At 68.6% G+C, this 9780-nt stretch carries 9 protein-coding genes; 7 read left to right on the top strand and 2 right to left on the bottom strand.

Annotation, left to right across the window (positions count from 1 at the left end):
• The first annotated feature begins 215 nt into the window (after positions 1–215).
• The 5 genes from ACFCZF_RS20760 (at position 216) to ACFCZF_RS20740 (ending at position 4572) form a co-directional block, all read left to right on the top strand.
• A complete protein-coding gene (locus tag ACFCZF_RS20760) occupies positions 216–971 on the top strand; it encodes a CoA transferase subunit A (protein ID WP_375924942.1) in 756 nt (251 codons plus the stop codon).
• Positions 971–1624 (top strand): CoA transferase subunit B, encoded by a 654-nt coding sequence (locus tag ACFCZF_RS20755; protein ID WP_375924944.1) that lies wholly within the window; start codon positions 971–973, stop codon positions 1622–1624. The genes ACFCZF_RS20760 and ACFCZF_RS20755 overlap by 1 nt, the downstream gene beginning before the upstream one ends.
• 261 nt (positions 1625–1885) lie before the next feature.
• The gene (locus tag ACFCZF_RS20750; protein WP_376672889.1) at positions 1886–3001 is read left to right on the top strand and encodes an amidohydrolase family protein; all 1116 of its coding nucleotides are present in this window, start codon (positions 1886–1888) and stop codon (positions 2999–3001) included.
• 21 nt (positions 3002–3022) lie between these two features.
• A complete protein-coding gene (locus ACFCZF_RS20745) occupies positions 3023–4018 on the top strand; it encodes an amidohydrolase family protein (RefSeq protein WP_376672888.1) in 996 nt (331 codons plus the stop codon).
• Positions 4019–4152: 134 nt separating this feature from the next.
• Positions 4153–4572 (top strand): PRC-barrel domain-containing protein, encoded by a 420-nt coding sequence (locus ACFCZF_RS20740; protein WP_376672887.1) that lies wholly within the window; start codon positions 4153–4155, stop codon positions 4570–4572.
• A 30-nt stretch (positions 4573–4602) separates the two neighbouring features.
• On the opposite strand, the gene ACFCZF_RS20735 is transcribed toward ACFCZF_RS20740, so the two are convergent.
• Together ACFCZF_RS20735 and ACFCZF_RS20730 are read right to left on the bottom strand one after the other, a co-directional pair.
• On the bottom strand, positions 4603–5871 hold the full coding sequence (locus ACFCZF_RS20735; RefSeq protein WP_376672886.1) for a hypothetical protein: 1269 nt from the start codon (positions 5869–5871) through the stop codon (positions 4603–4605).
• Between the two features lie 99 nt (positions 5872–5970).
• Positions 5971–7548 (bottom strand): endo-1,3-beta-xylanase, encoded by a 1578-nt coding sequence (locus ACFCZF_RS20730; protein ID WP_376672885.1) that lies wholly within the window; start codon positions 7546–7548, stop codon positions 5971–5973.
• Between the two features lie 409 nt (positions 7549–7957).
• Between ACFCZF_RS20730 and ACFCZF_RS20725 the strand changes: the two genes are divergently transcribed.
• A complete protein-coding gene (locus ACFCZF_RS20725) occupies positions 7958–9238 on the top strand; it encodes an extracellular solute-binding protein (protein WP_375924957.1) in 1281 nt (426 codons plus the stop codon).
• A 147-nt stretch (positions 9239–9385) separates the two neighbouring features.
• Positions 9386–9780 (top strand): carbohydrate ABC transporter permease (locus ACFCZF_RS20720; RefSeq protein ID WP_376672884.1); only part of this gene is annotated, 395 nt, incomplete at its 3' end.

Below are 9780 nucleotides of genomic sequence, written 5' to 3'. Positions count from 1 at the left end.
CTGTCCCCCCCCGCGTCTGCCAGGGGGGGGGGGACGCCAGAACAAAGGGGGGGGAGACAACCCGTGGGGGAAAAGGGACCGCTGGGGGGTCTGTTTGTTGTGGGGCTCTGGGCGGGAAGGGTCGGGGACCACCGCCGAGGCGTCCGGGCCCTGCCACCGCTGCCGCACGGCCCGGACGCCTCCTCGCGCCCCGCACAGACCCAAGAAGGACGTTCATGGACAAGACATCCGCCTCCCCGGTCGCCGCCGTGGCCGACATCGGCGACGGCGCCTCCCTCGCCGTCGGCGGCTTCGGCCTGTGCGGCATCCCGAGCACCCTCATCTCCGCCCTGTACATACGGGGAGCCACCTCCCTGCGAGTGGTCTCCAACAACTGCGGGACCGACGACCACGGCCTCGGCGTCCTGCTCGGTGCCGGACGTATCGCCCGGGTCACCGGCTCCTACGTCGGCGAGAACAAGGAGTTCGCCCGCCAGTACCTCACCGGTGAGCTGGAGGTCGAGCTGGTCCCGCAGGGCACCCTCGCGGAACGCCTGCGGGCCGGCGGTTGCGGCATCCCCGCCTTCTACACCCCCGCCGGTGTCGGCACCCCGCTCGCCGAGGGCGGCATTCCCTGGCGCCACCATGCGGACGGTGGCGTCGCCGTCGCCTCGCCGGCCAAGGAGACCCGTACCTTCCATGGCCTGGACTACGTCCTGGAGGAGGCCATCACCTGCGACTTCGCTCTGGTGCGGGCGGCGCGCGGGGACCGGCACGGCAATCTCGTCTTCGACAAGTCGGCCCGCAACTTCAACCCCCTGGCCGCCATGGCGGGCCGCGTGACCATCGCCGAGGTCGAGGAACTGGTCGAACCGGGCGTCCTGAGCCCGGACGACATTCACCTGCCGGGCGTGTTCGTCCAGCGCGTCATCGCCCTCACCCCCGAGCAGGCGGCCGACAAGCACATAGAGAAGAGGACGGTGGCCGCCTGATGGCCTGGACCCGCAACGAGATGGCCGCCCGAGCCGCGGCCGAGCTGAGCGACGGCGACTATGTCAATCTCGGCATCGGTCTGCCCACGCTCGTACCCGGCTTCGTGCTGGAAGGCGTGCATGTGGTCCTCCAGTCGGAGAACGGCATCCTCGGTACCGGCCCCTACCCGGCCGACGACGCCGTCGATCCGGACCTGATCAACGCGGGGAAGGAGACCGTCACGGTGCTGCCCGGGGCCGCGTTCTTCGACTCCGCGCTGTCGTTCGGCATGATCCGCGGCGGTCATATCGACACGGCGATCCTCGGTGCCATGCAGGTCTCCGCGGACGGCGACCTCGCCAACTGGATGATCCCCGGCAAGATGGTCAAGGGCATGGGCGGGGCGATGGACCTCGTCCACGGAGCCCGACGGGTCATCGTTCTCATGGAGCACACGGCCAAGGACGGCAGCCCCAAGATCGTTCCGGCCTGTACTCTCCCGCTGACCGGGCGGGCCTGCGTCCACCGGATCATCACCGACCTTGCCGTCCTGGACGTCACCGACCAGGGGCTCGTCCTGGTGGAGACGGCTCCCGGGGTGACTCCCCAGCACGTCCTGGACGCCACCGCGGCACCGGTGGCCGTCCCCGAGCCGGCCGGCCTGCCGGCGTAGGTTCTTCCGCCGGTCCGGTGATCCCGGACAGCCACCGGACCGGCGGAATCACGCAGGCATCCGCCGCCACCGACCCCGCCCCGGCCGCGTCCTGTCCGAGGTTGCCCTGCCTCGCGGCCGGGGCGGTCACTCGTCCTTGCACGGTGACGCCCGCCGAACGGCTGAGACACGCGCGCATCGCGTCCCAGGACGACAGACGAGCAGTGAACCGCTGGTCAGGTTCTACTCAAGGCCGACGCCCCACCCCACAGGAGAGACCCGGTGAACCACCCCTCGCCCTCCGGCCCCGAGCAGCGGCCGGACAGGACGGCCCTCGTCCGCGTTCGTGTCTTCGACGGCCGACAGCTCACCGAGCCGAGGACTGTGGTTCTCGAAGGCGGCGTCCTCTCGTCGGAGACCAGTACGTCCGGGGCGCAGATCCTCGACGGCGACGGCATGATCCTTCTCCCGGGCCTCATCGACGCCCATGTCCACCTCCACGGCCGTGACACCCTCGAGCAGCTTTGCTCGTACGGTGTCACCACCGCACTGGACATGGCCACCTGGCCACCGCAGCTCCTCGCCTCCCTGCGCCGGGTGACGGGTCTGACCGACATCCGCAGCGCGGGCACGCCTGCCATCGGCAGCGGCGGCCCTCACTCCAGGATCCCGGGTATGGCCGCCGACGCCATCGTCCGTTCACCCCAGCAGGCCGCCGAATTCGTCGCCGCACAGGTGTCCGCGGGCGTCGACTACATCAAAATCGTCGCTGAGGAGCCGGGCGCGGGAGGGCCGGACCAGCAGACGATGAACGCGCTGGTCGCCGCCGCGCACACACACGGCAGACTCACCGTCGCCCATGCCGCCACCGCCGGCGCGTACACCATGGCGCTCGACGCGGGCGCCGACGTTGTCACCCACATCCCGCTCGACCGGGCCATCGCTCAGGAAGACATCGCTCGGATGTCCGCGGCGGGACGCGTCGCCGTTCCCACCTTGACCATGATGGAAGCGGCCGCGGCGGCCCGGCCCGGCGCACCGGCCTATCGCACCGCCGAGCAGAACGTGACGGCCCTGCACCGAGCGGGAGTGCCGGTCCTCGCCGGTACCGACGCCAACACCCAGCCCGGCGCGCCTGCCCAGGTCCCGCACGGCCGCAGTCTGCATCACGAGCTGGAGCTTCTGGTTGCCGCCGGTCTGACGACGGCCGAGGTGCTGCGCGCAGCCACCGCCGCTCCCGCCCTCCACTTCGGTCTGCGAGACCGCGGTGCCATCGCCCCGGGACTGCGGGCCGACCTGCTCCTCGTCGACGGCGACCCCCTCACCGACATCAGTGCCACCCGCAACATCCGCCACATCTGGTGCGGCGGCCACGCCCACACCCCGGCGTCGGACTGAAACTCCTAGAAGGAACCCCTCATGGACGACTCACGCGCACCGCTCGTGGACGTGCACGCCCACTTCCTCACTCCCCACTACGTGGAGCAGGCCAAGAACGCCGGCCACCTTCGCCCCGACGGCATGGGCGCCTGGCCCACCTGGGAGAAGGCCCGCCACCTCGAACTCATGGACCAGCAGCGAATCGCCACCTCCCTGCTCTCCATCTCCTCACCCGGCACCCACTTCGGCGACGACAAGACCGCCCGCACACTCACCCGGCACGTCAACGAGGCCGGCGCCGACCTCAAGCGCGACAACCCCGACCGGTTCGGGCACTTCGCCACCCTGCCCCTGCCCGACACCGACGCCGCCCTCGACGAACTCGCCTACGCCATGGACGAACTCGGCAGCGACGGCGTCACCATCGAGACCAACGCCCACGGCACCTACCTCGGCGACCCCCGCTACCGGCCGCTGCTCGCCGAACTCGACCGCCGCCGCACTCCCGTGTTCGTCCACCCCACCTCGCCCCCGAACTACGAGACGGTCTCCCTGGGCCGGCCGCGGCCCATGCTCGAGTTCATCTTCGACGCCACCCGCACGGTGAGTGACCTGGTCTTCAACGACCGCCTTCAGCAGTACCCGGACATTCCGTGGGTCTTCACACACGGTGGGGGAACCCTCCCCCTGCTCGCCCAGCGCATGGAACTGTTCCGCAGCGTCTTCGCCTCCAGCACCACGAGCACGACCACCTCCGACACCTCTCCCTCAGCGCCCGTTCCCGAACAGATCAGCCGCCTGTGGTTCGACATCGCCGGCACACCCTTCCCCCACCAGGTCCCCGCCCTGGCTGCGTCATGCGGTACGCAACGCCTTCTCTACGGAAGCGACTACTGCTTCACACCCGCATCCGGAGTGACCGAGCAAGTCGACTCGATCGAGGCAGCACCTCAGCCCGACGCGGACACGTGGCGTGCACTGACCAGCCGCAATGCCGGACGCCTCTTCCCTCGGCTCCTTCGGATCACTTCCTGAAGCGCGTGCCGCAGGCGCCGCTGATCAGGCCGTCGGCGCCGGGAACCCCGAGTGAATCGCACGTCGGCGGGTAACCGGGCACTGCCCCCAAAGGGAAGTCAGACCGCGACCCCCCGTAGTCGAGGAGCAGACAGATGACGGCCGACAAGACCCCGATCCTGAGCAAGCTCAGCGATTCCCAGCAGACCGTGGAAACGCCCGAGGAGGATGTCCGAGGTCGCAAGGTGGCGGACACCGACGGCAACGACATCGGGAAGGTGGAAGACCTCCTGGTCGACGAACCCGAGCGCAAGGTCCGATTCCTCCTCGTGGCCCACGGCGGCTTTCTCGGCTTCGGCGAGACCAAGTCTTTCATCCCCGTCGAAGCGGTCACGCACATCACCGACGACCAGGTCTTCATCGACCAGTCCCGCGAACGAGTCGCCCAGGCGCCCGTCTACGATCCCGACCTGACCGACGAACCGGATTACTACAGCAACGTGTACGGCTACTACGGCTACCAGCCCTTCTGGGGTCCGGGGTACGTGTACCCCACATTCCCCTTCCCCCGGTGATCTGCCGCGGCTGCGTACGCATCCCCGTCGTCAGCGGCAACGAGCGGTGAAGCCGACCGAGGCGAGCCCCTGGCAGAAGGACGTCTTCGCGGCCCCGTAGCGGGACAGACGGCCGTCCACGAACCAGGTCGTGTCAGGGGCGAAGTCGAAGCTGCCGTCGTTCACGCCGTCCCAGCCGTACCGGAAGTCGAGGTTGATGTAGACCACGGAACGGATGACCCCACGCAGGTCGTGGGTGCCGGGCAGGTTGGGAATGGGCCCCTGGTAGTTCATCAGGGAAAACAGTCGGCGTGTCCATTCGGCGCCGCGCTGCTGCTCCAGGCCGTCAGTGCTGCCGGCGTCGGCGGTGAAGTTCATCATGCCCGCTTCGGACAGCACGACCGGCTTGCCGTGATCCTTGGCGAACTTCACCAGCTTGAGCACGTTGCCGTCGTGGTCGAAGTTGCGCCACACGGCGGCCGGGTTCCCGTGTGCGTCTGTCCCGATGTAGGCGTTGCGGCACTGGAGCGCGGCGACGTCGTAGTTCTGGGGCGGAGTTCCGTTGTAGAGGTAACCGCGGTCGTGGATCGGCATGCACAGCTCGTGGGCGAAGACGGAGACCCCCATCCAGTCGACCGCGGCGTCCCCCGGGTACATGGCCTCGAACTCGCCGCGCACCGGGTGGAAGACGAAGTCGAGGTTGTGTGCGATGGAGCGGTTGTCGAGGTAGGAGGCGAGGCGGTTGAAGGCGTTCTTGTACGAGGAGCAGGCGGTGTCGGCGCAGTGGTAGTGGCTGCTGACCTCGTAGTCGAGCCGGAGTTTGAAGCGGGCCGTGGGGTGGGCGTTGGTGAAGGCCAGCAGCTTGTTCAGGGAGGCGGTGTGGCCCCCGGCGGCGATCTCGCTCGTGACGGCGCGGGAGCGGGCGGCCTTCGCGTTCTCGTCGCCCCCTTCGAAGCCCGGGGGGTTGTCCTTCCAGCTGATGCCGATCTGGACGGTCTTCCCCCGGGAGGCGAGGAACTCGGCGTAGTCGCGGTGGCCGGAGCCGACCCAGTCGCCGGAGCGCAGTTCGTAGTAGACGGAACCGCCGTCGGCGTTCTGCCCGAAGGTGTGGAAGTCGTCCCAGGCGCCTCGGGTGGACTGCCCCAGCAGCAGCTCGGGAGCGCCGGTTGCCGCGGCGCCCGCACCGCGGGTGTCGGCGGTGGCGGGTTGGGCCGGCGGTTGGCCCTGCCCGGCGTTGGCGGTGCCGGTCAACAGCAGTGCGGCGACTGCTGCGGCGGCGAGGGCGCGCAGAGCGGTGGTCAGGTGTCGGAGGTTCGGCACGATGTCTCCTCTGCCGCGCGTCGGTGCGCGGACGTGGGCCGGTGTACGGCGGGGTGACCCGGGCCGGGCCCGGGTCACCCGTCGGTCGTGGACCACTGGTCAGGAAGCGGTCCATGTGTACGTCGGTGTGGTGATCTGACTCGTCTGCGTGGTGGGCTGGTAGTTGAAGGAGTACGTGAGCTTGGCACCGGCCGGTACGGAGACAGGAAGTTCCCAGCGGTCGCCGGCGTCGTCACGGACGAGGAAGTGGTTCTGCGGCGAGCCGCCGTTGACGCGGTACTGCACGGTGACGAACGTCAGGTCGTACCCCTTGGGAGCGAACCAGATCGCGGTGCTCCCAGTGCCGCTGACACCATGGTCGAACTCGGCGGTGTTCCCCGGCGGGTCGGTCGGAGTCGGCGTAGGGGTGGGAGTCGGCGTGGGCGTCGGAGTCGGTGTGGGCGCCGGGCCCGAAGCGCCGTTCGTCCACATGGGCTTCTTGATCTCGGCCAGGAAGTTGGCCTGCACCGTGGGGTCGGCCTGGACGCGGGAGTCGCCCCAGTTGCCGTTCGCGCAGCCGGGGCCGCCCGCCGGCGCGCCCGGCGCGCACTGCCACTGGGTCTGGGCGTCCCAGTTGGTGTTGATGTACGCGGCCGCGCGGATGACGTCCTTGTTGCGGGTCACCCAGTCGAAGTATCCCGCGTGCCAGCCGTCCCAGATGGCCTGACCGCTCGAAGGTGCCGGGTTGTTGCGGAAGATGCAGCTGCTGGTCTTCGCGCCGGTGCGGGCTCCTTGCGGTGCGGCCTCGGAGACCATGGCCGGCTTGCCGTGGGAGCGGGCGAAGTCGAGGATCCGGTTCTGCAGACCGACCGGGTCGGTGTCGTAGGAGCCGCAGCCCCACTGGCTCTGCACGGACCGGGAGTTGTAGAAGGAGGACAGGCCCACCCAGTCCACGTACTGGTCACCCGGATACCAGTCGTTCAGGTGGCCCGGGTCGGTGACGACGTAGTTCCACTCGGGGTGGTCGGGGTGGGTGTTCACCGGCCATGCGGCGCTCTGCCAGACGGTGGCGACGCGGCTGGCGCCGAGGGCATCGATGCGACCCTTGATGTAGCGGAAAGCTTCCTTGTAGTACTCCGAGCTGTAGCAGTTCCACGGACCGTCGAACTCGTAGCCGATGCGCAGCAGGATGTCCCGGTCGTAGCCTTTGAACCGGTTGATCATCTCGTCGACCTTGGCCCGGTACTGGGTGATCAGGCTCGGGTTCCCGGCGGTGACGTCGGCGTCGTTCCGGCCGATGATGGCGCGCAGTGGCTGGTTGTTGCAGCCGGAGGTGGCGTCGGAGAGGTAGAGACCGACGGCGACGGTGGCACCGGGGTACTCCCGCATCGTCCGGGCGAAGTCGACGGTTCCCGCGCCCCAGTTCGCCGGTCCGGTCATGCCGGCCAGCGGTTCGGGCGAGCCCCCGAGCACCAGGTTGGTGTAGAGGGTCACGCCACCCGGTGCGGGTGCGTTCAGTGACGCCTTGTCCAGCACGTCGGTGCGGTAGTCGGACAGGGTGTCGCTGTCCTGGCCCATCACCAGCATGACCTTGCCGTCGGCGGGGACGCCCCGGTCGGCGGGGGTGGCGGCCTTGGCCGTGGAGGAGACGCCGGCGAGGGCGAGCAGGGCGGCGAAGGCGACGGCCCCCGCTCCCACCGCCCGTGGGACGGATCTGTGCGGTCGTAGGAAGGACATGGCGGGTGCCTCCGATTCGGGCAGCCGGCTGACGTGGGGTCACCGGTGCTGTGTATGCGGCGGTCGCATGCTGCTGTCCTGGACATGGCCGGTCAAGTCGTCGCGAAAGTTTCGTAAGTCTCTACAGGTCAGCGCATTGCTTCTACGAAACCGAGAAGGGTGACGCATGAGCGACCTACGTGTTGCGAGCGTTGAGGCGGTCATCTTCACTGCTCCGAGGTTTGTTTGGCCACCTCGCTGCGGCGAGTGAGTCACTCGTGCCGAGATGATGCTGCCGATATCGCGGCAGTTTTCGCGAAACACTTGACATGTTTTTCGCGGGCGGCGACCTTTGTGCCACCCCATCCCGCCCCTCTCCCGGAGGATCACCATGGGCCGTACGCGTGCCCGCAGAATCACCGTCGCGCTCGCCGCCGCCACGTCGCTCATCGCCCTTCCCGCCTGCGGTTCAGGCTCCGGGGCGGCTGACGGGAAGATCACCCTGACGGTCGCCACCTTCAGCGACTTCGGCTACAAGCCTCTGATCGAGGAGTACAAGCGCACCCATCCCGACATCGTCATCAAGGAGCGCATCTCCCAGTTCGACCAGCACCACAACCAGTTGTCCACCCAGATCGCCTCCGGTAGCGGGGCCGCCGACGTGGTCGCGATCGAGGAGGGCTACCTTCCGAAGTTCCGTGCGGTGAAGGACAAGTTCACCAACCTCGCCGACCACGGTGCCATGGACCGCAAGGGCGAGTACCTGAGCTGGAAGTGGGAGCAGGGGACGCTCGGCACCTCCGACTTCGTCATGGGGTACGGCACCGATGTCGGCAGCCTCGCCATCTGCTACCGCAAGGATCTGTTCGCGAAGGCCGGCCTGCCCACCGACCGCACGGAGGTCGGCAAGCTGTGGCCCACCTGGGAGGACTATTTCGCCACGGGCGAGAAGTTCCAGTCCAAGGTGAAGGACAAGGCATGGTTCGACAGTTCGGGCAACATCTTCACCGCGATGATGAACCAGACCGAGTTCGGGTTCTTCGATGCCCAGGACGAGTACATCGGGGACAGCAACCCGAAGGTCCGTGAGTTCTTCATGGCGACGGCGCAGGCCACGGACGACAAGCAGTCCGCCAACCTGCAGCCCTTCAGCCAGCAGTGGAACGCGGGCATCAAGCTCGGCCGCATGGCCACCATGACCTGCCCCGCGTGGATGACCGGCCAGATCAAGACGGCCGCGGGGGAGGCCAACGCCGGCAAGTGGGACATCGCCGCGGTCCCGGGCGGGGGCGGTAACTGGGGAGGCTCGTTCCTCACCGTTCCCAAGCAGAGCAAGCACGTCAAGGAGGCCGCCGAACTGGCCGACTTCCTGACCTCGGCCGCCTCGCAGAAGAAGATCTTCACGGGCCCCGTGGGAGCGCTGCCCTCCCTCGTTCCGGTCCTCGACGACCCGGAGGTCCAGGGCACGAAGCAGGAGTACTTCAACGACGCGCCGACCGGCAAGCTCTACGCGGCGTCCGCGAAGTCCCTGAAGCCCAACTACCGCGGTACCAAGGACCAGCAGGTCCGCATCCCGTTCGGCAACGCCCTTCAGCTGGTCGAGCAGGGCAAGGCGGACCCGGAGGAGGCGTGGGACAAGGCTCTCGACGAAGCGGAGAAGAACCTTCGCTGACGTCGAGCCGGTCGGTTCGGGGCAGGTCCCCGCCGACCGAGCCGGGCGGCGGTCCAGCCTCCCACGCCCCGGTCGCCGCCCGGCGTCCCTCCGGCCCGGCCCCGGCCGGCCCCCTTCTTCCACCCCCTACACCTACGGAGAACCAGCATGGCGGTTCAGACCCGCCCGTTGCCCGGCCGCGCACGCCGCGAACGTCGTCCGTCGCGGCTGCGCCCGGAACGGCATCTGCTGCCCTATCTCTTCATCGCACCCTTCTTCGTCGTCTTCGGCGTCTTCGGCCTCTACCCCCTGCTGCAGACCTTCTGGGTCTCCCTGCACGACTGGGACCGCCTCGCCGGGCAGGGGCAGTGGGTGGGCCTCGACAACTTCACCCGCCTGCTGGACGACTCCGACTTCTACACGGCCACGTTCAACACCCTCAGCATCTTCGTGCTGTCCACCGTTCCGCAGCTCCTGGCGGCTCTGGGGCTCGCCTGGCTGCTCGACCGGCATCTGCGAGCACGCAGCGTGTGGCGGGCGCTGGTGCTCGTGCCCCAGTACGT

Source organism: Streptomyces sp. NPDC056296, assembly GCF_042268605.1.
Taxonomy (GTDB): Bacteria; Actinomycetota; Actinomycetes; order Streptomycetales; family Streptomycetaceae; genus Streptomyces.
This window is presented reverse-complemented; position numbering and strand designations above follow the sequence as displayed.